This window comes from Lachnospira eligens (assembly GCF_009680455.1).
Lineage (GTDB): Bacteria > Bacillota > Clostridia > Lachnospirales > Lachnospiraceae > Lachnospira > Lachnospira eligens_A.
This window is the reverse complement of sequence record NZ_WKRD01000008.1, coordinates 73,672-96,253: the sequence shown is the minus strand read 5'-3', so window position 1 is coordinate 96,253 and position 22,582 is coordinate 73,672. Positions and strand designations below refer to the sequence as shown.

The following is a 22,582-nucleotide window of genomic DNA, read 5'->3' as shown; positions in this document are numbered from 1 at the left end:
ATTTTTCGGAAATATCAAGGCATTTTCAAGAAATATCATTTTAATTTTCGGAAATTATATATTTTTCTTTAAATATTATATATTTCCTCATTTACATTTGACAATCCTGCCCCAAAGTATTATAAATATCAAAGGGAATGAAGTACTCCCTTGGGAAACCTAAACTGCTTATTCAAGCTGATGACTTCTACGATTTTATGTCGCAGGAAGCATCAGCTTTTTTTGCGTTCATAAATGCATTTACTACATTTTTAAGGAGGCTTATTATGCTGACATCTTTATCACTTATCTTTCTGGTTGGGCTCGTCATGGGCGCAATCTGCCAGAAGCTGAAACTGCCAAGAATCATCGGTATGCTTGTTACCGGTATTGTCCTCGGGCCATATGTCCTTGATTTTCTTGACCCATCAATCCTTTCAATATCGGCTGATCTGCGAAAAATGGCTCTTATCATTATTCTTATCAAAGCCGGTCTGTCGCTTGACTTAAAAGACCTGAAAAAAGCCGGACGAAGTGCTATTCTCATGTCCTTCATTCCGGCTTCCTGCGAAATCATCGGTTATATTCTGCTTGCCCCTGTAATTCTTGGAATTAACCACGCCGAAGCTGCCGTGATGGGCGCGGTTCTCGCCGCTGTTTCTCCTGCGGTTGTCGTTCCACGAATGGTAATGCTGATTGAGAAACACTACGGAACTGACAAAGCGATTCCGCAGATGATACTGTCTGGGGCTTCATGCGATGACATATTTGTAATAGTGTTGTTCACTACATTTTTAAATGTGGCACAGGGCGGCAGGGCTAATGTTATGGATTTCGTAAATATTCCTGTGTCTATTATACTCGGCATAATACTTGGCATAGTAACCGGATTGGGACTGTATCTGTTCTTTGAAACATCATACGCCCGCAAACATACCGTAAGAAACAACATGAAGGTTATCATCGTGCTTGGCTTCTCTTTCCTTCTTATTGCAATTGAGGGCTGGCTTGAAGGAAAAGTGTCTGTTTCAGGGCTGCTTGCTGTTGTCGCTATGGCATGTACTCTTAAGTTTAAATGTGTCCCCGCCGTATCAGCCCGTCTGTCCGAAAAATTTGGCAAGCTATGGCTCGCTGCTGAAGTAATATTGTTCGTGCTTGTCGGCGCGGCTGTCGATATCCGCTACACACTGAAAGCCGGACTTCCAGCCTTGCTTATGATTCTCGCCGCACTTGTTTTCAGAGCTGCCGGAGTGCTTCTCTGCACCGTAAAGACAAACCTTACATGGAAGGAACGCCTTTTCTGTGTAATTGCCTATCTTCCTAAAGCAACCGTCCAGGCAGCCATCGGCTCTGTTCCTTTAGCCGCCGGACTCGCCTGCGGACAGATAGTGCTTTCCGTAGCTGTGCTCGCAATCATAGTTACTGCTCCGCTTGGCGCGCTTGGCATCGACTGTACTTATAAGAGGCTGCTGAAAGAGGATAAAACCTACTAAAAGCCATTATACACTCAATATAGTAGGTCATTTCCATAGTTTATGCATATACTTTCTGGCTCATAACCTACTATATTGTTAAATTAACATATTTTCGTAGGTCTTTTTCCACATTTTACTAAGAACTGTAAGCAATTTGCGAGTGAAAGACCTACTAATCATATCTTCCCTGATTGATTAGTAGGTCTTCTCACTTAAACAACTTATAATATTCTCCGCAGAAACCTACTAAACCAACAACTTGCTCTATATTAGTAGGCTTCATGTACCTGTGCATAGTCAGATTCGCTCAATATATTCAACCGCGCAGTATATTCAACAAAACATTTTAATTAATCATATATCTTATCAAATATTCCACCATCAGAGAAAAACTTCTGTGTAGCCGCTTCCCAGCCGCCAAAATACCCGATATCCGCCATGTCAATGTTCTTGACAATCCATTTGCCGTCGGAAGGGATTTCCTTGATATTTCTTGAATCACTGGAAGCCTCGTATTCCTTCTGGATATCCTTATTTACAGGGCGGTAGAAATTCTGCGCCTCAAGCCTTTGTGCGTCATCAGTGTACAGGAAAGAAAGATAGGCGTCTGCCAACCATTCTGTTCCATTCATCTGTGTGACCTCGTCAACCTTTGCAACCGTTGGCTGGCACAATACAGATGCGGACGGAACGACAATCTCATACTCGCCCGGATATTCCTGTAATGCAAAAAATGCTTCATTTTCCCATGCAATCAGAACATCCCCCTGTCCGTTCTCTGCAAATGTTGTAGAAGAGCCTCTTGCGCCTGAATCAAGCACTGCCACATTCTTGTAAAGCTTGGTAACACTTGCCTGAACCTGTTCATCATTCTGTCCCTGCTTCTTAAAATAATACCATGCCGCAAGGAAATTCCATCTGGCTCCTCCGGAAGTCTTAGGATTAGGGGTAATAACCTTAACCCCGTCATTAAGAAGGTCATCCCAGTCCTTAATATTCTTAGGATTGCCCTTTCTTACAAGAAAGACAATCGTAGAAGTGTAAGGCGCGCTGTCATCAGAATAATCATTGATATATCCGTCATCAATCAGCCCTTCGTCCCTTATAACATTAACATCTCCCTCAAGAGCAAGCGTGACAACATCAGCACCAAGACCGTTAGCAACCTCAAGCGCCTGCTTTCCTGAACCGCCATGAGACTGGATAACCTCAACCTTCTCGCCAGTCCTGCCATACCAGTAATCCTCAAAAAGCCTGTTATACTCCTTATAAAACTCTCTTGTGGCATCATAAGAAACATTAACAAGTTCCGTCTTCTTCTGCCCACAGCCAGAAAGTCCAATAAAAGTCAGGCTGAAAATCATACCTAAACATATTAACTTTTTAAAAAATCCATATTTTTTCATCTATACCTGACTCCCACATAAATATATTCCTAAACTAGGCAAAGCAGCGAAGCAAGCTTTGCCAAACCCAAGGTAAAGCAGCGAAGCGCCCTTTACCGCACGTCTGCCAACACTTCCAACCCTGAAGTAACCCCACGCAGCGGGAAAGAACCCCAGCAGCACTAAACTTATAAAGCAACGCAGGTGCTTTGGAGCCGCCGGCACTTAGCTCGTCAGGACAGCCTCACAAAGTGAGGCAAATCCTGACAAGCTTAGTACCGCTGCGAGCGACAAGCAGCGAAAGCGTGCCTGCGTTGCTTTATAAGTTCTAGTGCAGCGTCCGTTCTTCCCCCAGCCTACGCATTCTTCTTAATAAACTCAGCCACATCCACAGTAGTGGCGTCAACCTCAGACTCCCAGCCTGCAAGCACTTCTGCGCCATCAATCTTAAGATCAGCTGCCTTACTAAGTGCAAGAATAACAACAATACCTGCATTTACAAGGTGAGTCACAACATTTGTATAATCCTCGCCTTCTGCTGGAACATACAGATATACATGCTTGCTGTCAAGAAGAAGCTCCTTCTCAACCTTGTTTAAGAAATCAACATTAATCTTGTCTGAAAGAACTGTCTCTACAACAACAGGCTTCTGGTTGTTAAGCTCAGCTCTGAAAGCTGCGTCAACTTCCTTAACATCATCAGCTTCCTCATTAACTTCACGGACAACGCCACAGGCACTAGTCATATTAGTAACACGGTCTATGAGGATAAGCTCCCCCATAGTCTTGTGAAGGTCAAATTCATCAACAACAATTACATCAGCAAGAGAAATCTTGCATACAGCGATTTCATTTTTCTTAAGGAAAGCTGCCGGCTTCTCCTCACCTGTATTAACATCAATAGTATTGACAATCTCAGTAACAACGCCCGGAATAAGTCTTGTTCCAATCTTTACAAAAAAGTTCTTGTTATTAGTAAGAACATCATCGTCCATCCAGAGAATAGTAGCTGTAATCTCAGTTGCAAGCTTTAAGTCAGCACCTGCTGCAAGAACAGAACCTCTTGAAACATCAACCTCACGGTCTAACTGGATAGTAACCGGCTGTCCGATAGAAGCAGTCTGGGCTTCCTTGTCACCGACATGGATGCTCTTAACATGAACATGCTCCTTAGTTGGAAGAGTGATAATCTCGTCACCAACAGATACGCTTCCTGCCTCAATCTGGCCCTGGAAACCACGGAATTCATGATTTGGACGGCATACTCTCTGAACAGGCATGTAGAAGCCCTTTTCTTCCTCAGTATCATCAACATCAACCTGCTCAAGATAAGGAAGAAGTGCCTGACCCTTATACCAAGGAATATTTTCAGACTTAGTTGTTACATTGTCACCCTCAGTTGCCGAAACAGGGATAACAACTACATCTGCTAAAGAAAGCTCCTTTGTAAGCTCTGCTATCTGCGCATTAATCTCGTTGAAACGCTCCTCACTGTAACCAACAAGGTCCATCTTATTAACTGCAAATACAAAATGCTTAATTCCCATGAGTGCGCAGATTCTTGCGTGTCTCTTAGTCTGGATAAGCACGCCCTGCTTTGCATCAACAAGGATTACTGCAAGGTCTGCAAATGAAGCACCAACCGCCATGTTTCTTGTGTACTCCTCATGTCCCGGAGTATCAGCAACGATAAAGCTTCTGTTGTCAGTTGTAAAATATCTGTAAGCAACATCAATAGTAATTCCCTGCTCTCTCTCAGCCATAAGACCATCAAGAAGAAGTGAATAATCAATCTTACCTTCACGGCTTCCGACCTTGGAATCAAGCTCTAACGCCTTCTCCTGATCTGCATACAATAACTTTGAATCATATAAAATGTGTCCGATAAGTGTAGATTTTCCATCATCAACACTACCGCATGTAATAAATTTAAGTAAACCTTTCATTCTAGAAGTACCCCTCTTTCTTTCTTCTTTCCATGCTTCCTGCTTCCTCATGGTCTATAACACGGCTTGTTCTCTCTGATTCAACCGCACTTAAAGTCTCTTCGATAATCTCGTCAAGAGTTTCTGCGTCTGACTCAACACCGCCTGTAAGTGGATAACAGCCAAGAGTTCTGAATCTTACCTTCTTCATCTGTGGCTTTTCGCCTGGAAGAAGTCTCATTCTGTCATCATCAACCATGATGATATTGCCGTCACGGTATACAACAGGTCTTTCTGCTGCAAAATAAAGAGGTACAATATCAATCTTTTCTCTCTGGATGTACTGCCAGATATCCTTCTCAGTCCAGTTAGAGATAGGGAAAACTCTCATACTCTCGCCCTTGTGAATCTTAGTGTTGTAAAGCTTCCACATTTCCGGACGCTGGTTCTTAGGATCCCATGCCTGTGCTGTATTTCTGAAAGAGAAAATTCTCTCCTTAGCTCTTGATTTCTCCTCGTCTCTTCGTCCGCCGCCAAATGCTGCTGTGAAGCCGTATTTGTTAAGTGCCTGCTTAAGAGCCTGAGTCTTCATGATATCAGTGTAAGCTGAGCCGTGGTCAAATGGATTAATTCCCTGCTTAACACCTTCTTCGTTAGTGTAAGTAAACATCTCAATTCCAAGCTTCTTGGCCGTCTCATCTCTGAACTTAATCATTTCCTTAAACTTCCATGTTGTATCGATGTGAAGAAATGGAAATGGCGGTTTCTCAGGATAGAAAGCTTTCATTGCAAGATGAAGCATAACTGAGCTGTCCTTTCCTATAGAATACAGCATTACCGGCTTTTCGCATTCTGCTGCAACTTCCCTTATAATATATATCGCCTCTGCTTCGAGTGCGTCCAAATGTGATAAATTACCCATGATATTCCTCCCTAATATTTATTAGATTCTTGTCTGTTGACCTCAAGCGTCTTAACTGTTCCGTCTGGCGAAGTCACCGTCCATGTATTGATGCTTCCATTCTGTCTGAACGAAAGAGTGCTTCCCTTGCCGCCGACATCAGCACCCAGAAAGAAATTAATTGCCTCAAAACGACATTCTTTAAGACATGATGTGCAACCCCAGCAGTCCTTGACATGCTTTATAAATGCTTTTCCATCAGTATCTTTCTTAATAAGATTGCCAGGACAGGCTTCAACGCACTTCCCGCAGCCAACGCATTTTAACTTATTTATCTGAATGCTCATAGCTGTCGCCTCCCCTCACAAGGTCTCTTATGATTATCTTAATCTCGCCATTCTCCTTGCGGGAGTTGACATATTTTAACCAGTCATCACTCTTAGCCGGATAATCCATATTCTCCGCAAAGCTGTGCCAACGGGTTTCTTTTCTTGCTTTCAAATGTGCTATAACACTTCTGCACACCGTAAGTCTTTCTCTTATCTCATAGATTCTAAGCAAGTCATCTGCATCCTGTGCCGCAAGATTATCAATGCTCTGCTCTAAGAATTTAATCTTCTCATCTGCAAGCTCAAGTCTTGCTTCATTGTACTGATAATCAGTGCTTATGCCACCTGCGTACTGGTCCATAATCTTCTGCATTGCTTCCTCAGTCTGCTCGATATCAACCAGTCCCTGCTTATTATTAAGAAATCTCTCATACTCGCTCTTCTTTGCAAATGCGTTCTCAGACAATTCTGAATCTGCCACCTCATTTACAACAAAGCCCTTTCCTGAGCCTTCAAGCCTTTCAGCTATTGCCTGTGCTGCAATCTCGCCCTCTGCCAGAGCTCCTGTCACATATTTCTGAGGACATCCGCCTGCAACATCACCCGCTGCAAAAAGCCCGTGAATTGTAGTCTCGCGGTTGTTATCAACCCAGTAACCACTCGCTGTATGACCTCCGACTATGTATGGCTCAGTTCCTTCTATCTCAACATTTTCCTCAGAAGGACCGCCCGCTGCCTCAAGCCACTTAAGCGTCTGGCTCGGTGCCATGTTAAGATATGCTTTGTAAAGGTCTTTCTCCTGCTCCCTGCTTATTCCCTTAGTTCCAAGATAGCAAGGACCTCTGCCCTCGCGGTTTTCCGTAACTGTTCCGTAAAGTCTCTGTGAAGTTGTAAGACCATATTTGTTCTCATACACTTCACCGTTGGAATTAAGCTGCTTTGCCGGAACTCCCTGTGCGATAGTTCCTGTCGGAGCAATCGTATCTTTACATCTTAAAGCAATGAATCTCATCTCAAATGTGGTCATCTCCGCACCTGCATTGATTCCCATTGCATATCCGGCTCCTGTATTGAACGGTGGATACCACATTTTATGTCTTGAAAATCCAGGATTGTTAGGTCTGTAAAGGCCTGCCGCTCCGCCAGTAGCCACAAGAACTGCCTTCGCATTTATCTCGTAGAACACTGCATCATTGACATCAAATCCGTATGCACCTTTAATCTTGTTATTCTCTACTATGAAATCTGTTATATTCAGGTGATTGATTACCGCTACATTGTCCTGCTTCTTAACTGCATCTGCCAGTATCGGCTTGATATTCTCACCATTTATCTTAATATTGCGGTTTCCTCTCGCAACATAATCTCCATTCTCATCTTTAAGGATTACAAGTCCTAAGTCCTCCATTACCTTAGTTACATGATTGAGTCTTTCCGACATTGAAAGAAGCAAATCCTCTCTTACTATTCCATCTGCGTCCTTCTTACAATAATCAACATAATCCTGTAGAACTCTGCCTTTAGTGATATAAGCATTAATTGCATTAACGCCTGCCGCAAGACATCCGCTTCGTACAATGTTCGCCTTCTCAACAATCAGTACATCAAGGTCTTTCTTCTTTCCAAGCGTAATACCTGCAAAACACCCTGCCGTTCCGCCACCTATAATAAGTACATCTGTGTCAATAATTCTATTCTTCAACCTCCATGTACCTCCTTGCATATTTCTGCATAATCTTCTTGCAAAATCTATTTCCATATAAACATAGTATATTGGTATGTAAATCATTATATTCTCAATTTCTTATTTGTCAATAGGGTTTTTGCAGATTATTGTTATTTGAATTGTGGGGGAGCCAGGTATTGGCTCGGTATTAGCTGAGTATGGGGCTGGATATTGGCCTAGTAAGGAGCTGGGTATTGGCTAGGTGCCTACTAATCTCCCTCTTTTCTCAACTTTAATAGGTCTTTCTCGGTTGATTTCCTCCCTCCTGCTCTTTATCTTGCTTGATTTCACCTACTAATTCTCCTCTTTTCTCAACTTTAGTAGGTCTTTCACAACTATTTTCTTCCCATCCGCTCATCTTCTTGCTAGAATTTGCCTACTAATTTACCATTTCCCTCAACTTTAGTAGGTCTTTCACAACTATTTCCTTCCCATCCGCACCCCTTCTTACTTAATTTCGCCTACTAATCTGCTGCTTACGCTCTCTTTAGTAGGTCTTTCCCGGCTGTTATCCTCCCTACTGCTCTTTATCTTGCTTGATTTTGCCTACTAATCTTCCACTTCTATCAGCTTTAGTAGGTCATCCCCCAAAAAAGAACTTGATTTTATACGAAAAATATATACATAATAAAGCGGAGCAAATATAACACTTAAACAATTGTATACACCATGACAAAATGGTTATTATATATGTAGTGACTGATATGCGGCTGTCACCTACACAGCAGCAGATGACAGCCGTATATCCCCATTCTCAAGGAGGCTTTATGATAATAGATTTCCATACACATACATTTCCAGATGAACTTGCTGACAGAGCAGTTGGCACATTAGCCCACAGCGGAGGAATACACAATTATCTTGATGGCAGAGTACATTCTCTTACAGATTCAATGAAAAAAGCTGGAATTGATTACTCCGTACTGCTTCCCGTGGCAACCAAGCCTAATCAGTGCGACACAATCAATACACTTGCTTTAAAGACTAATGAAACAAGTAAGACAACCGGGCTAATTTCATTTGGGGCAATACACCCGGCTTGTGAGAATTTCAGAGAAATATTAAACTGGCTTTCCAACAATGGTTTCAAAGGCATCAAGCTTCACCCGGTTTTCCAGAAAACCAATATAGATGATATGCAGTCATTAAGGCTTATCGAATATGCATCAGCACTCGGGCTTATAATACTTATACATGCAGGCTTCGATGTGAGTTTTCCGGGCTGCGACGAGTCAAGCGTAGACAGGCTTACGACAATGATTCAGGAAGTAAAACCTGAAAAACTCGTCCTTGCACACATGGGTGGCTGGGGACAATGGAACGAAGTTTCCTCCATATTAGAGGAAGATTACATGAAAAATGTATATCTCGATACATCATCATGCATCAAGAAGCTCAATCACAACACAAGCCTTCCAATAGAAAAATTCAAGAAAATGGTCAACATTCACGGTGCAGACCACATATTATTCGGCTCTGACAGCCCATGGGACGACCAGAAAGACGCAGTAGATTTAATAAAAGAGTGTGGATTTTCAGAAAAAGATACCGATGCAATACTTGGTAAAAATGCGGTTACACTCCTTAATCTATAATTCAATCAGAAAGTTTTGCGGTTATAACCTAAAAATTTTTTACAGTTTATTTTTTCGACAACGCACATATTCACCAAACATAAATCAAGCAGGCTGTCCCACATAACAGCCTGCTTACAATTTAACCACCAATATAATCATCCCCACCACATGCACAACAAGCATAGCAGGAACCGTATACTTAAAATACCACTTTTTTGTCTTATGCCTGAACATCTGCATTGCAATAAAAGCTCCAAGCGAACCGCCGATTAGTGCTGTAATAAGAAGAGTCGCCTCCCTTATGCGCCATTTGTTGTGTATCGCTTTCCACTTATCAATTCCATACAAAGCAAATGTTACTACATTAATAATCAATAAATATATTCCTATAATCTTAAGCATTACTTTTCTTTAAATGCATAATCCCAAGTCTTAGCATTGCCTAACTTATTCTGCACAATCGACATCTGCCATTTTGCATCATCTTTATCCGTGCTGTCCTTAACAGTATAATATGGCGACTTTCCGCTATCCGACATATAGATTATGACGCTGTCTCCTTTCGCATCTGGTGTATCCATTGTACCATAGAATACGTAAGATGCATACGAATATTCCGTATCAATGCTCTTGCTGCTAATATACTGCGTATTCTCCTGCGGCTTATGCTCTTCGACATACATTTCGCGCTTCTCAATCACAACTTCCGGATACTTAGTCTTAAGAAATTCTTCCGCTTCCTGTGCCGTTTCCTGAGACACCTTTGCTGTGCGATTCTCCTGAACCTTAGACATTACTGGCTTGATAAGCAGTATTACTGCAATTACCACAACAATGAATACTGCAAATACAATAGCCAAAGTCACCCTTTTCTTAACAACATTTTTATCATCCATAAATCTCGCCCTCCTTTTTCAATGTCTCTTATTAAAAATGTGCTTCTTTATTTACCACAATTATATAACACGAAACTTACATCCAGCTTACATTCACATATAATATACATTTGTACTTGCCAATCTCATGATAATCTGCTAAACTACACAGGCTGTGTTATGACACAGTAACAAATCGTGTGTTCGAGACCTTCCACACGCAAAACAAAACTAAAGGAGATAATTGAATATGAAGAAAAAAGGAATGAGTGTGAAATTCATCACACAGGCCGCTGTTATCGCAGCAATCTATGTCGTACTTGTAGTAATCTTTAACTACATCAGTTTCGGACCAGTGCAGTTTCGAATTGCGGAGGCACTCACAATACTGCCTTACTTTACACCTGCAGCAATCCCTGGATTATTTGTTGGCTGTATAATTGCTAACATCCTTGGTGGCGCAATTGTATGGGATGTAGTATTTGGAAGCATTGCAACACTTATCGGCGCAATCGGAACATACCTGTTAAGAAAGCATAAGTGGCTTGCACCAGTTCCACCAATTGTTGCTAACACAATCATTGTACCATTCGTACTTAAGTTTGCTTACGGCTCAGAGGGCATGTTTGCAATGTTCTTCGTTACAGTTGGTGCTGGCGAGATAATCGTATGCGGAATCATCGGCATGATACTTTTATATGCACTTACACCAGTAAGACATGTAATCTTCGGTGATGCGGAATAATTCACACAACACATAAAACACAAGGCAGAAGAACTACCTGAGAAATTCAGGTAAATCTTCTGCCTTTTTCAATATCCTTATTCACCCTTTCACCATATACTCACATTTCCCATCACAGCCGCAATCACAATCACCGCAGCCATAAGAAGCACAGACACAACCCTTCCGCGCACCTCAGAAAAACGGCTGCACAGTACATATGTAACTGCAAATGTAATGAGCATTGCAATCAGCCTTACAATCAGTCGGATTATCATAAATGTTCCAACAGTAATATAAAACCCGCAATCCCTCATAAATGTGAGACTCATAAGCGGTGCGTCCGTGTACGGCATGCCATAATAGCTTCGCAAATGTATCATATCAATTCCATACACAAGAACATACAGGACTATGCACAACACTAAAGATGCCACAATCCGCTTAACCTTAACAGTGTTCTTTCCGCTTGCAGCATTGACAATATATTTAGTTCCTGTGCTTGTCTCAATTCCGATATTCTCAGAAACAATAAGCACAACAGACACAAGCAGAGCCATAAGAAGAACAGTCTCTCTTGCCTTTCCGTACTTGCCAAATATCTCCTCATATCCCCTGTCTGACATCATGTAACCATCAATACCAGTCTCTTCCTTAAGATTCTCAAGATATTCCTGCTTCTGCTCAAATTCCCTCACCGCAGCATAACGCGACGCATATATAGACACAGTCGAATTAATCTGCGATAACTCGTCAATTCCAATCTCACCATTCTCATACTGTTCAGAAGCTTCCATACTTTTCTCTACAGCCTGCATATAATCAGCTCTGCGCTCATCAATCAGGGCGGATATCTGCGAATAATCAGCACCACCCTTTTCAAGATATATCCTGTCACGCTCTCTGGAGTTGTCCGAGAAAGCCATCTTTCCATAACTGATAAAATACATAACAACCAGCAGAAGCACCACAATAACCGTAAATCCCCTGCTTGTCACAAGCAGCTTGTGAAGTTCCTTGAATACAACAGGCACATTTGCAAAAATATGCTGATATCCGGCATACAGCTTATCAGTAAGCCGTGTCAGCACATTTTTACCCTGACTCGGACGCATAAGCACAGTTCCCATTACCGCAACAGCCACGGACACAACAAGAATCACCATAAGCGCCCAGAACATAATAGCCGACTCAGATATAACAAAGCTTCCCCTTCCGCGGTTCGCATATGTGCTGATGACCGCGTTGACCTTCATAAGACGCACAATATTAATCTGTTTAAATGCACTGTAAATGCTGTGAAGCCCTATTCTGTAATACATAAGCACTTCCAACCCCACAACTACTCCGGTCAGAATAAGCGCATGATTCCGCTTCCTGTTGACAACGAATACAGCCCATAACGCCACACTAAGAACCACTACCGCCAGCACACTATATTCATAATTGTACAGCACGAACCCAATCTGGCTCATCGGCATAGCAAATCTTTCAAATGCCTGTATGGACTGAACCGGCGCATTGAGCGCCCCTGCTCCGCCGTATAACAGCAGTGCTGCTGCAAATGTTGTAAAATACAGACCCGCTGTTATAACCACGCCAGAGCCTGCGATAATAAACAGTCTGTGCAACGCAAGCCGAAGCCTTCCGCTTCCTGCCGAATGTACAATCCCCCACATTCCATTATCACGCTCACCCGACAGACCGTATATTATGAAAACCATCATAATCAGCGCGAAATAAAATGTGTAATAATAATTCACAAAACTGCCTGCCGCCTTATTATTAACAAGATAAAGCGATACATCAGCTACCTTTTCAAAATCCTTACCGGTCTTTACAATATTATTATATGTAAAGCTGTTCTTGTCAGAAAATATAGAGAAAGTCATAAGCTGCTGTGCATTAGTCTGAATCTGCTTCATATCTTCAGGATACTTCTTTATATATTCCAACTGGCTTTCTATATCCCTTAATACCGTCAGAAACAGAAGCTGCTCACTCTCAGACAGTGCCTTATATTTCCCCAAAACTTCGGTCTCCGCACCAGCCTGTACCTCGGATTCCGCCACAGTCCCCTGCTTATCAGCCTTCCTGTAACTTAATATCCTCTTTATATCCGAATCCACCGCATTTATCGCAACCTCAATATCATAATTGCCATAGTAATCAACACACCACTGCCGCTGCGCGGTTTCAAACCTTAATTCCTTAATCCCTGCGCCCTTTGTCTGCTGATACACATACAACGATACATTAATAATAAGTAATGCGATAAAGCCAATGACAACTTTCCTGTTAATCAGTCTCCTAAACTCGTTCATATTCCGCCCCTCACTGTGTAAGCCCACTTCAAAATCACTTAACAGGAACTATCTCCACACTGCTGCTAATATTGCTCTTATCAATATACGACAGCTTATTAGAGTAGCCTATGAACAGGTACTTGTCGTCGCCGTAGTACAGATTACTCATTTTCCTTCTGTCGAGTTCTATAGTATTGACAAGTGTTCCGTCTGGATTGAGTACAAATATTTTTTCATCAATAAAATTAGTAATCTGGGTTGCACTTCCTGCACCACCGTTACACATATATATGTACTTTCCATCATATGACAAGGCTGCCATTACTATTGAATCATCAGCCTTATACAACAGTTTGCCATCATTTTCATTAAGCTTTCTTGAATAAAGCCCCTTATCTATCACGAAATAGTACAGAATTCCATTGTCTGTATCAACATAATAATCAGATATATTCTTATCAGATACCAGTTCTGCGCTGCCTGTGGCATAATCATAACAATAAAGCTTGTAATTAACGTCTGCCGTTAATGTTTCTTTATCAATTGAATTATGATTTATCAGGAAAAACAGCTTATCACCGAAGCTTCTTGCCTCGTTAATAGCGTTATTTGCTCCCTCATATGAGAACACTTCACTTGTCTTTCCATTTGCAAGTTCTGCCTTTACAATCACTACTTTATCAGTATCTTTGCTCTCAACTGCCCCCATGTGTCCAATTCTGTCATATGCATATACACAATCATCATGGAATACTAAAGACACTGTTCCATCATCACTGGCAAACAGATCTGCAACATCCTCTCTGCTGCTTCCATCTTTCGCAATTCTTTCTAACTTAGCCATACCGCCTTCCACTTTAACAACATATAGACTTCCCTTATAGTAATGAAGCGGAGAATTGTCGTAACTGCTGTCTAATACTGCATTACAATCTGATGAATTATGCTTACATTCAGCTTTGGCACACACTGGAATAATCTTATGTGTACTGTCATCAAGATACATAAGCATTGTAGTCGAATCAGTATCACTCCAGTCCAGATAATAATATCCCGACTCCGCTTTAGCCACACGATGTCCGTCAGTTCTCCAGCTGCTCATCTCGTCTGACTCTGTTGCATTGCCGACATTAATTGTTTTGTCTGATTTCCCTCTTCTCATCCCCAGAACTACTGCCACCACGATTCCAACAACTACAACTGCTGCAATAATACCTATAATAACCTTTTTCTTACCCTTCATATGAGACACCACCCTTCTTCAATTCATAACTATAATTATAGCACTTTTAGTTATCTATTAAAAGACATATTGAACGAAATAACATAAATACTGCTTAAAATGCATCATTTTGATTAATTATCCTGTAATCTCACCACACAGACTATTACCCTAAGCGGTGGGTACTCTTACCGCTTTCCAAAGTTACCCGGTAAACCTACTATTTCATCAATTTTCACAATCTGGTAGGTCTTTTTTACATTGTAAGTTGGATTATGATGCTTCTTTCCATCTTAAATGCCTACTAAATCTGTCACATCTCACACTTTAGTAGGTCTTTTTCTGATATATCTGTAATATTAGTCGCATCTCGTCAGCTAAAAAGCCTACTATTCTCGCATAAATCACAACTTTAGTAGGCAATTTTCTTTAGCCACTTTAATTCCCATCAAAATTTCTTTTCAAAAGACCTACTATTTCATCTCATTTAGCAACATTAGTAGGCTTTTTACCAACTACTCAAGCAATTTCCTGTCAGAACACTTAACTTATACATTATTTGCCTCTCCACAAATAATAAATTCTTTCCTTTCATCAATAAATTTAGAGTATATTAATTAACTTCCGCCTTTTTAAACTCATAATTTCCCAGAATATCCTTTTTATCTATATATACAAGTTCTCCTCCCGTTTTTGCAAAAAACATATATCTGTCATCTCCAAAATATGCTGTTCCTGAATTCTTGTCGAGTGCAATTGTATTAACAACCGTTCCATCAGTTTTCAGAACGAATATTTTTCTTTCTATCTTCCTGCTGTAATCAGTCGCACTTCCAGCCCCACCATTAGACATGTATAGATAATTTCCATCATATGACATTGTGGCACGTACTATTGTTTCATCTACTTTATACAGCAATGTTGACTCTGTATCGTTAAGTTTTCTTGAATACAGACCTTTTCCAATTACAAAATAGAACAATATCCCATTATCTTCATCTACATAATAATCCGATATATTCTTATCTGAAATCATACTTGCCTCTCCTGTATTATAATCATAACAATACAGCAGAAATGATTCATTAATCTCATGTTTATCTCTGTCTAACGAATAAGTGAATATCTTAAAAAATAATTTATCCCCAAAACTTCTTGCTCCTGATATAGCAGCATTTTTGCCTTCATATGAAAATGCTTCTTCTGATTGTCCAGTCTTTAAATCTATCTTTTTAATAACTTCTTTTCCGACTTCATCACTTGCTGTATGTCCCAGATGATCATAAGCATATATGCAGTCACCATGAAAAACCATTGATATTGATGTAACACCATCATTAGCAAACAATTCTGCCACATCTTCCCTCTTGCTTCCATCTTTCTGTATTCTTACAACCTTCGCCATACCTGCATCAACTCTTACCATATATATGTATCCTTTATAATAATAGACAGGTGTCGAAAGATAATCCATTGAATAAAATGCATTACAATCAGAGCTGTCATGCGTACAATCAGGCTTTGCACATACAGCTATAGACTTCTTTGCAGTATCATCAAAATATCTCAAAGTAGTTCCATCAATATCATATGTGAGATAATAATAACCATCCTCTGATTTGGCAATTCCGTGAATATCCGGATTCCAATAGCTCTGTTCATCTGTTTCTTCGCTGCTCTTGCCTAAGTTTATTGACTTTTCCTTCTTTCCCCTCACCATTATCAAAGCAACGGATAATGAAGCCACACAGATTACAGCCCCAATAATTATCATAAATAATTTCTTTTTTGACATAAAAAGCACCTCCCCCAATTTATGATCATAATTATAGTACTTTTAATTATATATTAAAAAACATATTGAACGAAATAACATAAATACTGCTTAAAATGCATTATTTTGATTAATTATCCTGTAATTTCACCACACAGCCTATTACCCTAAGCGGGGGGACTCTTACCGCTTTCCAAGGTTACCCGGTAAACCTACTATTTCATCAATTTTCACAATCTGGTAGGTCTTTTTCTTATTTATCTACAATCTTAGACATTTATTATCAGCCAAAAGACCTACTATTCTCGCATAAATCACAACTTTAGTAGGCAATTTTCTTTAGCTGCCTTAATTCCCATCAAAATTTCTTCTCAAAAGACCTACTATTTCATCTCATTTAGCAGCATTGGTAGGCTTTTCACCAACTTATACACTGATTTCATATGCTATTTGACACTGCCCCAACAATAACATATACGAAAAATGTATCTAAAAAGTTTTAATTATCCCCAACAATCTTTCCATCACTGATAGTAATAATCCTGTTCGTCATCTTAGCAATCCCCTCATCATGGGTTACTATGATAACAGTCTTTCCAGACTTGTTAATCTCTTTAAGAAGCTCAAGCACCTCATGTCCTGTCTTCTGGTCAAGTGCCCCGGTCGGCTCATCCGCAAGTATTATGTCCGCATTGGTTACAAGCGCCCTTGCTATCGCAACTCTCTGCTGCTGTCCTCCCGACATCTTTCCCGGCAGCTTATTTCTTTCCGACAGTATTCCAAGATGTCCCATCTGCTTTAATATAATCCTTTTCCTGTCCTTTCGCTTTACATTGGCTGCAAGCAGCGGAAGCTCTATATTCTCATACGCAGTATAGTAATCCATCAGTGCAAAATGCTGGAACACATACCCGATCTTTTCCTTGCGCAGCTTATGTACCTGTGAACGGCTTGCCGCTGTAACCTCAGTATCATCAAGATAATACTTCCCTGATGTCGGGCTGTCCATGCAGCCGATAATCTTAAGAAGCGTACTCTTTCCACTTCCTGACGCTCCCATAACCGAAATGAATTCACCGTCCTCTATCTTAAGGCTTACATCATCAAGTGCCTTAGTATCATCAACCTTTTCATTGTATATCTTCGTAATATTCTCTAATCTTATCATTCCATATCCTCCAATGTAACAGCCGGGTTCATCCTCATTATCCTGTATACAGGAACAATTATTGTACACACAAGCGCCGTAAGGTTAATAAACAGTACAGACGCTATAAGCCTTAAGTTCCAGCTTATCGTATACAGCTTTATTCCAAGAACTCCCGCTGCAAACAGATGAACAACAACATATATAACAAGCGATGCCGAGCCAAGTATAAGAATATCCCTTGCAATTCCTCCGATTAATCTTAACTGCCCGAAGCCATAAGTCCTCTTTATTGCAAATTCCTTATTTCTTTCTATAATCCAGAATTCAGACATAAGCATACAGTTAAGAATACAGAAGATATATACGACTTTATTTATCCTGATGTTCTCTTTCTGGAGAGTTTTTTCAACTGTACTCTGTCCGTTTCCTGAAACTGAGCGGCTCTCAATTGCACAGTTAATATCAGCTCCATATACATTGTTATATACCTTTTCATATGTATCATTAAGTTCCACTGTATTGCTGTCAATCATAATCGTGTATTCCTTCAGCTCATTGACAGTTTTTCTTACATTATCTCCAAGACATCTGTTATCGAATACAATCATATTGTCAGAATAATCAGAGCCTTCATTGCCGATTACGCCTGTAACCTCATATGTTTCATTCTCAAATGTTACATAATGCTTTCCGTTTTCTTCATACGCATATCTGTACTGTGACCTTCCGAGAGCTACGAGTCTCTTTCCATAATCTTCTTCTGATGTTCCGGGAATCCTTCCACTCTCCATCACATATGGCAGTTCTTCGTTCACTGCCAGTATAATCTCCGGTGCAACAGTGGAAGATTTTCTTTCCGTATAATATAATCCTACCTTCTTTGCCCTTATATTGCCTTCTGTAACTCCGTCCGTACATGCCGATAAAATGTCCGATTTATTCAATGATACAACTGACATCTCTATACGGTTCTTATACAGTGCAGCAAGCCTGTCCGCTTCCTTCTGGTATGCCTTGTTATATATTCCCAGTGCCCCGAATATCGTAACGTACATTATAAGCTGTCCTATTATGAAAAAGCATGCTGTAAGTCTGTATCTGAATACATTCTGTATGATTCTCTTTATTATATTCATACCTCACGCCACCTCATTTCTTCATAAGGTCGATAAGACCTTTTCCATGCAGATACACAACAGGTACTATGCACGATATGACTGTCATAATCACAGCCTCTGCTGCAATAATAATAGGAACATATATGCAGTGTGCCATTATCTTTGCTGTATAATTTAATTCATTCCCATACTCACCTGCTGTCTGTACTATTATCTTTCCGAATGTCTCCCACTGACAGTACAGCCATGCAGCAAGTGCAGATACTATAATCAGTATCAGATTCTTAATCAGTATCATCGAATAGACAGCTTTTCTGCTGATTCCGTTAATTATGAATATTGCATAATCTCTTCTGTTAATAAGACACTCAATAATCGTAACTGCTGATATCGCAACTATTGCTATAACATACAGAAGCACCGATGCTATAAATGTCTTGTCATTAGTTATTGAATTGTCTTTAACATCCTTATCAAGCTGCTCTCCTTCATTAATAATAGATGCCCTTATCCCTTTCTCAGCCTGATAATCCATAAGCTTACTCTTTATTACATCATTGTCTTTATAATCTGCGACATAATAGACAGGTGTCGTGTATTCCAGACTCTCTCCCCAGTCATACTTAGATGTATCCTTTGTTACCACAAGTCCACTCTCCGACAGATCCGGTTTCTCAAGTGTTATGGTCTCATTAACAAGCCATTGTGCGTCGTCCTTAAGAAATCCCACAACTACACATTCTGATGCCATTGTCTGGCATCTCTGTCCTATCTCATAGACTCCCTTATATGAACTTCCAATCCACACAAGGTCATATCCTTCCCACTCTGCCTGCTTCTGTTCAATATCTGCCCTGCTTACTCCTGTATTACACATGTCAGCTATATCAGAATCACTTATTACAACATTTACATAACCATTATCAAACTGCACATCATTTTTTATAATCAGTCCATATGCTGATATTTCTTCTATTGAAGCAAGTCCTTCTAGCATGTCACTCTGCTCAGCATGAACACTTCTTGTAGAAAATTTAATCTTATTAATATTATAGGGACTTATACTGTAAGCCTTCCGTTTTATTCCAGTCTCACATCTGTTCTTCGTATATGTATTCCATGTCCTGTCTGTCATATAGAAGGATATAACACATATGAACATAAGCATTATCGTTACAAATGCCCGTTTTATATACTCCCTGTATATAATAATTAATTTATTAACCAGTTTCATCTATTGTATCCGCCCCCTTTGTCTCAATCCCATCTTCTATTCTATGAACTTAGCCTTATTGGCTTCCTTCCATGCGGCATATGCAGACTCCCCGCCTTCATCCATTACATATCCCATTCCTTCACTTATATAAAATGAATACTCACATGGAATATCTTCCATCTCAAGGACCATAAGAAACTGTTTATATCTGTTATCCTTATTAAACCAGGCATAATCCATATAGTATACATCTGTAGTCTTTATTTCCCTGTCCGCTATCAGGTCACACTCTGAATAGCCGTTGCTTCTAAAAGCTTCAAGCATTTTAGTATTCTGATCCCTTGAATATCTGTCATCCGCTGAAAGATACTTATTCCACACCTCATGTGGTATGCCATATATACTCAGCTTAATATCCGGAACACTTTCAAAAAAGTCCTCGTATATTGCAAATGATATTGCCAGCACATCAATTGCAGAAATCTCATGTGGTAATATTGCATCGTTTCCTCCGTCACGATTTCCATCTTCGATTGTTTCTGGATCAAAAAACACCTCTGTTACTGTATAATTAAATTCATCTACTTGCTTTTGCAATTCTTCACTATATTCACGATATGGCATACCAATACCAAATCCGTCTGCATTCTTTATTTTCATGCCATCGGGCTTATTAATCTTTTTATGGATTTCATATAGATCCATATCTAAAGAGTAGGCATCATCTACATATTTAACGCCTCTTTTTTTGTCAGCTTCTGCAATATCCGGAAGATACAATTCCAAATCCCCAAACTGGATTTTCTTAAATTTCCCCGCAGAAGTACTGTCAGAATCTGCACTTCCGCTTTCTAATTCCTTAGCTGATGCCTGTGTAACCTCTGGTTTAGCAAGCAATTCAGAACTTTCATCCGATACAACATCTTTGTTTTCAGAACATGCACTGAATGTAAGCATAACTCCCAATAATGCTGCTGTTAATAATCCCCTTCTCATGTGTTCCCTCCATACTTTTTAATACGACATTATACACACAATTTATTTTACTTTATACATTTAATTATAGCTGATTTCATGTTCTATCTGACACTATCAATACATATACACAATTAGTATCCGCCCCTTTGTCTCAATCCCCATCTTCTATTCTATAAACTTATCCTTATTATCCTCTTTCCACTTAGCATAATCCTGTGAATTACTTATGTTATAATTCATGTCATCATTTATAGCCACTGCATAATCAATCGGCATTTCATCAAATTCTGCCACTATGAATAACTGCTTGTATATGTTATCTTTGTTATACTCACTGTAATCCATATAATATACACCGCTCTTATCAATTTTCCTGCTGGCAAGTTTATCACAGTCCGAATAATTATTTTCAGCCAGTGCTGTCATCATGGCTTTAGTATCATTAATAGAATATACATCATCTTCTGGCATGTATTTATTCCATGTTGAATAACTCATTCCATAAACATTTACTGTAAGATTAGGTATTGTTTCATAAAAGCTCTCATATAAAGCAAATGACACTGCCTGTACATCTACATGTTTGAACTCATGCTTCATTTTTTTATTTCTATCAGCTTCTTCATCTCTTTCATAACTTACATTTGTTTCTTCATCTGATTCTCTATATGCCCTTGCCACTCTTGTCTTAATCAATTCATTCTTTGATTTAGCCATTTCATCTCTTGTAATTTGCTTTTCTTCCGAATCAACAGCAAATTCTGGAAACGCTGCTGCACAACAACTTAATTGCGTATTACCTTCTGCTGAAGAAGTTCCTTCTGGACGATTTATTGATTTATGTACATTTACATTTTCCGCAAAATACGCGTCATACAGATACTCCACGCCTCGTATTTTGTCACTTTCTTTTATTATTGGAAAATATAATTCATATATTCCATACTGGATTTTCTCATATTTTCCCGTCTCATCTGTTTCTGAATTATCATTAAAACTTTCGCCTTCTTTGGTTGCTGCCTGTGTAACCTCTGGTTTTGCAAGCAATTCAGAACTTTCATCTGATACAACATCTTTGTTTCCTGAACATGCACTCACTGTAAACACAGTTCCCAATAATGCCATAGTTAATAATAACTTTTTCATAGATGCCCTCCTTTAACAAACACGATTACAATCACTTTCCCTGACACACATATATACGAATCCTGTTAAAAAAAAGTTGGAAAATACGTTTCATTCCGCACAACAATTACTAATTTAATTATAAAAAAAAGCTATAACCAATGCAACTCAATTCTCACAATCTCTGTTACATTAATTATAGCTTTTTTTATATTTTATCCTAGATAAATGTCACGAAATGACGAAAAAGTAGCATGAAATGCATTATTTTTCTTTACTATCCCCAACAATCCTAATATCCACTCGATATTATTCTCCACTTACCGCCTTCAGTTCGAGCAAGATACCAGCCATAACCTGTTTCCTCATCATCTACATCAAAGCCGGTATTTTCCACATCTTTCTCTTTCTTTGATGTATGAAAATCACTTTTGAAATATATAACCTCAGTAAAATCATCTGTCCAGCCATCTCTTTTGGCTAATTCATTTATCCATTTCAAAACACTATCTGAATTACTGGATTTATCACCTGCATAATAGACTTTATGAAGCTCAAATCCTTTCATATGCCTAATCTTTCTTTTTATTACCTTAATAGCTTCATCCATATCTTTTTGTGTATAGATATCTGAAGTTCCATAGTCTATCTCTACTTTAGGCGTTGTTACTATCTTTGTTATTACAAAGCCTATTACTGCGGCAACACAAAGAACTACTATTACTATTATAGTTACTTTTTTCTTTTTTGATTTTTCTTTATCCATATTAACCTCCTTATCCAAACACGCCCCACAT

The 22,582-nt window shown here is 39.6% G+C and carries 20 protein-coding genes and 1 riboswitch; of the genes, 3 read left to right on the top strand and 17 right to left on the bottom strand.

Features of this window, described 5'->3' with window-relative positions:
* The first annotated feature begins 124 nt into the window (after positions 1 to 124).
* Positions 125 to 197: riboswitch (Fluoride riboswitch) on the top strand.
* Between the two features lie 69 nt (positions 198 to 266).
* Positions 267 to 1,472 (top strand): cation:proton antiporter, encoded by a 1,206-nt coding sequence (locus tag GKE48_RS11125; RefSeq protein WP_154301089.1) that lies wholly within the window; start codon positions 267 to 269, stop codon positions 1,470 to 1,472.
* A 332-nt stretch (positions 1,473 to 1,804) separates the two neighbouring features.
* Here the strand turns inward: GKE48_RS11125 and GKE48_RS11120 are convergent, their stop codons facing one another.
* The 6 genes from GKE48_RS11120 to GKE48_RS14965 form a co-directional block, all read right to left on the bottom strand.
* Entirely contained in the window at positions 1,805 to 2,860 is a 1,056-nt protein-coding gene (locus GKE48_RS11120; protein WP_055286526.1) for a sulfate ABC transporter substrate-binding protein, read from the bottom strand.
* Positions 2,861 to 3,195: 335 nt separating this feature from the next.
* On the bottom strand, positions 3,196 to 4,785 hold the full coding sequence (locus tag GKE48_RS11115) for a sulfate adenylyltransferase subunit 1 (RefSeq protein WP_154301088.1): 1,590 nt from the start codon (positions 4,783 to 4,785) through the stop codon (positions 3,196 to 3,198).
* Position 4,786: 1 nt separating this feature from the next.
* On the bottom strand, positions 4,787 to 5,686 hold the full coding sequence (gene cysD / locus GKE48_RS11110) for a sulfate adenylyltransferase subunit CysD (RefSeq protein ID WP_154301087.1): 900 nt from the start codon (positions 5,684 to 5,686) through the stop codon (positions 4,787 to 4,789).
* Positions 5,687 to 5,697: 11 nt separating this feature from the next.
* Complete coding sequence (locus tag GKE48_RS11105) at positions 5,698 to 6,012, bottom strand: 4Fe-4S dicluster domain-containing protein (protein WP_022099023.1); 315 nt, start codon at positions 6,010 to 6,012, stop codon at positions 5,698 to 5,700.
* The gene (locus GKE48_RS11100; protein WP_154301127.1) at positions 5,993 to 7,717 is read right to left on the bottom strand and encodes an adenylyl-sulfate reductase subunit alpha; all 1,725 of its coding nucleotides are present in this window, start codon (positions 7,715 to 7,717) and stop codon (positions 5,993 to 5,995) included. The genes GKE48_RS11105 and GKE48_RS11100 overlap by 20 nt, the downstream gene beginning before the upstream one ends.
* Positions 7,718 to 7,952: 235 nt before the next feature.
* Complete coding sequence (locus GKE48_RS14965) at positions 7,953 to 8,078, bottom strand: hypothetical protein (RefSeq protein ID WP_279238058.1); 126 nt, start codon at positions 8,076 to 8,078, stop codon at positions 7,953 to 7,955.
* Between the two features lie 409 nt (positions 8,079 to 8,487).
* On the opposite strand from GKE48_RS14965, the gene GKE48_RS11095 reads away from it, so the two are divergent.
* The gene (locus GKE48_RS11095; RefSeq protein ID WP_173016927.1) at positions 8,488 to 9,315 is read left to right on the top strand and encodes an amidohydrolase family protein; all 828 of its coding nucleotides are present in this window, start codon (positions 8,488 to 8,490) and stop codon (positions 9,313 to 9,315) included.
* 114 nt (positions 9,316 to 9,429) lie between these two features.
* On the opposite strand, the gene GKE48_RS11090 is transcribed toward GKE48_RS11095, so the two are convergent.
* The gene (locus tag GKE48_RS11090) at positions 9,430 to 9,699 is read right to left on the bottom strand and encodes a DUF1294 domain-containing protein (RefSeq protein ID WP_154301085.1); all 270 of its coding nucleotides are present in this window, start codon (positions 9,697 to 9,699) and stop codon (positions 9,430 to 9,432) included.
* Positions 9,699 to 10,193, bottom strand: a complete 495-nt coding sequence (locus tag GKE48_RS11085) for a hypothetical protein (protein WP_154301084.1) — start codon at positions 10,191 to 10,193, stop codon at positions 9,699 to 9,701. The genes GKE48_RS11090 and GKE48_RS11085 overlap by 1 nt, the downstream gene beginning before the upstream one ends.
* 229 nt (positions 10,194 to 10,422) lie before the next feature.
* Between GKE48_RS11085 and GKE48_RS11080 the strand changes: the two genes are divergently transcribed.
* A complete protein-coding gene (locus GKE48_RS11080) occupies positions 10,423 to 10,917 on the top strand; it encodes a QueT transporter family protein (protein WP_118008616.1) in 495 nt (164 codons plus the stop codon).
* Between the two features lie 89 nt (positions 10,918 to 11,006).
* Here GKE48_RS11080 and GKE48_RS11075 read toward each other — a convergent pair whose 3' ends face one another.
* The 9 genes from GKE48_RS11075 to GKE48_RS11035 form a co-directional block, all read right to left on the bottom strand.
* Positions 11,007 to 13,220 carry a hypothetical protein gene (locus GKE48_RS11075; RefSeq protein ID WP_154301083.1) on the bottom strand — a complete coding sequence of 738 codons (2,214 nt, stop codon included), beginning with the start codon at positions 13,218 to 13,220 and terminating at the stop codon, positions 11,007 to 11,009.
* Between the two features lie 34 nt (positions 13,221 to 13,254).
* A complete protein-coding gene (locus GKE48_RS11070) occupies positions 13,255 to 14,445 on the bottom strand; it encodes an SMP-30/gluconolactonase/LRE family protein (protein WP_055216375.1) in 1,191 nt (396 codons plus the stop codon).
* Positions 14,446 to 15,037: 592 nt separating this feature from the next.
* Positions 15,038 to 16,219 carry a hypothetical protein gene (locus GKE48_RS11065; protein WP_154301082.1) on the bottom strand — a complete coding sequence of 394 codons (1,182 nt, stop codon included), beginning with the start codon at positions 16,217 to 16,219 and terminating at the stop codon, positions 15,038 to 15,040.
* A gap of 478 nt (positions 16,220 to 16,697) precedes the next feature.
* A complete protein-coding gene (locus tag GKE48_RS11060) occupies positions 16,698 to 17,366 on the bottom strand; it encodes an ABC transporter ATP-binding protein (RefSeq protein WP_154301081.1) in 669 nt (222 codons plus the stop codon).
* Positions 17,363 to 18,484, bottom strand: a complete 1,122-nt coding sequence (locus tag GKE48_RS11055) for an FtsX-like permease family protein (protein WP_154301080.1) — start codon at positions 18,482 to 18,484, stop codon at positions 17,363 to 17,365. The genes GKE48_RS11060 and GKE48_RS11055 overlap by 4 nt, the downstream gene beginning before the upstream one ends.
* A gap of 13 nt (positions 18,485 to 18,497) precedes the next feature.
* On the bottom strand, positions 18,498 to 19,700 hold the full coding sequence (locus GKE48_RS11050) for a hypothetical protein (RefSeq protein WP_118363020.1): 1,203 nt from the start codon (positions 19,698 to 19,700) through the stop codon (positions 18,498 to 18,500).
* Between the two features lie 36 nt (positions 19,701 to 19,736).
* Entirely contained in the window at positions 19,737 to 20,678 is a 942-nt protein-coding gene (locus tag GKE48_RS11045) for a hypothetical protein (RefSeq protein WP_154301079.1), read from the bottom strand.
* A 147-nt stretch (positions 20,679 to 20,825) separates the two neighbouring features.
* A complete protein-coding gene (locus tag GKE48_RS11040) occupies positions 20,826 to 21,806 on the bottom strand; it encodes a hypothetical protein (protein WP_154301078.1) in 981 nt (326 codons plus the stop codon).
* Between the two features lie 271 nt (positions 21,807 to 22,077).
* Positions 22,078 to 22,551, bottom strand: coding sequence for a prefoldin domain-containing protein (locus GKE48_RS11035; RefSeq protein WP_154301077.1), 474 nt, complete (start codon positions 22,549 to 22,551; stop codon positions 22,078 to 22,080).
* Positions 22,552 to 22,582 lie beyond the last annotated feature (31 nt).